Source organism: Ilumatobacter sp. (assembly GCF_041688325.1).
GTDB lineage: Bacteria > Actinomycetota > Acidimicrobiia > Acidimicrobiales > Ilumatobacteraceae > Ilumatobacter_A.
The window spans coordinates 1-2,846 of sequence record NZ_JBDNIJ010000212.1; the positions used below are offsets into that span (position 1 = coordinate 1).

General features: G+C 61.3%; 2 protein-coding genes. Both read right to left on the reverse strand.

The window, feature by feature from the left end; all coding sequences use genetic code 11:
• A partial coding sequence (locus ACH2EI_RS12280) for an ABC transporter permease (RefSeq protein WP_395160220.1) occupies positions 1–875 on the reverse strand: 875 nt, incomplete at its 3' end.
• Between the two features lie 179 nt (positions 876–1,054).
• On the reverse strand, positions 1,055–2,698 hold the full coding sequence (locus tag ACH2EI_RS12285) for an ABC transporter substrate-binding protein (protein ID WP_395160222.1): 1,644 nt from the start codon (positions 2,696–2,698) through the stop codon (positions 1,055–1,057).
• Positions 2,699–2,846: the final 148 nt, after the last annotated feature.

Consider the following 2,846-nt stretch of genomic DNA (forward strand, 5'->3'; position numbering starts at 1 on the left):
AGCCACTCGTAAAGCAGATCAAGCACGATATTCACGAGCACCACGACCAGGGCAGTGATCATGACGAACGCCAGTACGACCGGCACGTTATTCCGAAGCACGGCGTCTACGCCCATACTCCCGAGACCGGGTATGTTGAAAACCTGCTCGACGAAGATTGCTCCGCCGAAAAGTGTCGAGACCTGGAACCCCGCCAACGTGACGATCGGGATTGCGGCGTTGCGCAGGGCGTGCACGTAGATCACCGTGCGAAGCCGCATCCCTTTAGCCAACGACGTCCGGATGTAGTCCTGCTGCAGGACGCCGATCATCGATGAACGGGTCTGGCGAAAGATGCTGGCAGCAGCCGACGTTCCCAAGGCGATGCAAGGCAGGACGAGGTGACGCACCCATTCCACGATGCCCTCGGTCGGACTTGCGTACCCGACGGCAGGGAACCACCCCAGGCGAACCGAGAAGAAGTAGGCCAGCAACAGCGCAACCCAGAAATTGGGTGCGGCGAGCCCCGCTGAAGCCGCGACCGTGATTCCGCGATCGAACTTGCGACCGGCGCGCACTGCCGCTGCGACACCTGCACCCACGCCAAGCAATAGCGACACCGTGAGCGATCCGAGGACTAGCGACAGCGTGACCGGCAGTCGTGTTGCGATGTCGGTGGTGACGGATTCACCGGAGAACCACGAAACTCCGAGGTCGCCACGAACGGCGCCAGACAGCCAGTCGCCGTACTGCGTGACAATGGGCCGGTCCAGACCCAGCTCGGAGCGAGTCGCCTGGACTGCCGCTTCCGTCGCGTCGGGTCCGAGAATGATCTCGGCCGGATCGACGGGGTTGGCGCGGAGGAGGAAGAAGACCAGCGTCGCCACCACGAACATCAAAGGGATTCCAGCTGCAAGTCGGCCCAAGGCCAGTTTCAACATGTTGGTGGTGCACTCCTGGAAGATTGGATGGTGGGTAAATGCCAGGGCTGAGGGCCTGACGAAGGGCGAGTGGCACAACACGTCACCCTTCGTCGCTCCTCTTATTGTTGATGGTCTGACTGGGGGTCGTCTTGCTATCCGTCGACGCGGACGGTGTAGTACAGCGGTGCCTGCATATTCAGCCCCAGAACGACATCGCCGGTCACATGTGAGCCCCATGCTGCGTTCTGACCGGCATGGCCCATGGGAAAGGCGACACCACGGTTCAACAGTTCGGCGCCGACCTCGTCGAAGATCGCCTTGCGCTCTTCGACATCAAGTGTGGAATTCGCCTCGGCGATCATTGCTTCAAGATCGGCGACATCGTCCAGTCCGAACGGATTGAGCGCTGGTCCCGTGAAGTCGCCAAACGTCTTGCCGGGGTAGTACAGCAGCGCCCGGTACCACGTGATCGCAGCTTCCCCACCCCGGACGTATCCACCGATCGCACCTGCGGGAATCTGAACCTGCTCCACCGTGATTCCCACTTGACCGAGCATTTGCGCGAACGCTTCCACAGCGGTGCTGATCGGAGGCATCACTGGCATCTCAATGGTGAAGCCGTCGGGGTAACCTGCTTCGGCAAGGAGCTCGCGCGCCCGGTCAGGGTCGTAGTCGAACGCATTGTCGAGGTCTGGGTTGTGCCATTCGGTGAAGTTGGGGCCGTAGAACCCACCAACCGAGTCTCCGAGCCCTGCGTGGACTGCATCGATGTACGCCCCGCGGTCCAGCGCATACCCGATGGCCTCCCTCACGAGGGGGTTCCCCAACGGTTCAAAGCGATCGCCGTTGCGGTCGGCGATGAGTAGGTAGGGCATGACGGCAGCTGTGGAGCTCACGTTCATCCCGGCCTCCTTCGCCTGCGCAAACTGGGCATCTCGCACGGTGGCGGCCATATCGATGTCTCCAGCAAGTAGTGCGTTAACCCGCGCATTATTGTCAGCGATCGTGTACACCTCGATGTGTTCCACACCCTGCAACTCAGGGGCCCAGTAGTCCGGGTTGACGTCGAACTTCTCGACGACCCCGGCCTGTGAGTCGGCTCCATTCCAGATCCACGGGCCAGAACCGGCCGGGGCTCGGGTCATGTCGGTGTCCAGTGCGGCCGGACTCGCCATCATCCCCATGACCATCGACATCTCGAGCGGAAATGCCGGTGCCGGAACGCCGAAGGCAACATCGACGGTGTACGGATCGACGACCGTGACCTTGCTGATCGGGGCGAAGACGGCGGTGTTCGGATTGCCCTCTGCCGACTTTTGCCGGTCGAGATTCGCCTTCACGGCCTCAGCGTCGAACGGCGTTCCGTCATGGAACGTGACGTCGTCGCGCAGAATGAACTGCCACGTGTTGGCATCAAGTGCCTCCCACGAGGTCGCAAGGTGAGGCTCGAGTTCGAACGATGCGTTCTGGCGCGTCAACGTGTCGTACACCGCAGCCAGGTACGCACTCTGAGCGGTCTGAGCCCCCGCCGGGTCAAACGTTGCGGCCGGCGCGAACTCGCCGACCCGAAGTACGCCCGCGGGCGCGACAGTGGCGCTTACGGATTCAGAAGAGGCCTCGGCCTCGACGGCTGTAGGCAACGATCCTTGAGATTCGCTGGATTCATCCACACCAGGGTCGGCGACGACGCTCGTGTTAGCGGTCGTTGGCCCGGCGTCGTCGGTCCCGCAGGCAGCGATCAGGCTGATCACCGCGATTGAAACGACTGCGAGCGTCGAACGGTTACTAATTCGCATGGTTTCCCCCTTACATCCCTAAACGGCGGCGTGTCCGCCAGTTGTTAAGGAGACCATAACACTTTTGAATTTCTATTTCAATATAAAAATCCCTCTATGCGAGGACGCCAATCTCCCGCTTCGGACGCTGAGCCAGAATCCGCCGCAT